This is a genomic window from Shewanella sp. S1-58-MNA-CIBAN-0166, assembly GCF_040310085.1.
In the GTDB taxonomy this organism is placed as follows: domain Bacteria; phylum Pseudomonadota; class Gammaproteobacteria; order Enterobacterales; family Shewanellaceae; genus Shewanella.
The window spans coordinates 1-313 of the sequence record NZ_JBEOPN010000108.1; the positions used below are offsets into that span (position 1 = coordinate 1).

Sequence of the window (313 nt, forward strand, 5' to 3'; positions counted from 1 at the left end):
AGCACTGGCGAGCGACTTACTCGAACAAGGTGTTACGATCGTCAATAATGTCCGTAAAAACATGAAAGCTAAAGCATTATCCCTATGGGATAGAGCGATGCTTTCACGTCGATTTATCATTGAAACCATCAATGACCAGCTAAAAAATATTTCACAAATAGAGCATACAAGACATCGAAGCGTGCATGGTTTTATGTTGAATATGATAGGCGGATTGATTGCCTATCAACTGAAAGAAACTAAGCCACAACTCAATATTACGAATGCTGAGTTTGGCGCTATTGTTGTTATGGCTTAAACCGATCTCAGGTTA

The 313-nt window shown here is 39.3% G+C and carries 1 protein-coding gene; it reads left to right on the forward strand.

From position 1 onward, the window contains the following. Window positions 1-298, forward strand: a 298-nt coding sequence (locus tag AAEY99_RS21290) for a transposase (protein WP_351011961.1), incomplete at its 5' end; no start/stop codon positions are given. Window positions 299-313 lie beyond the last annotated feature (15 nt).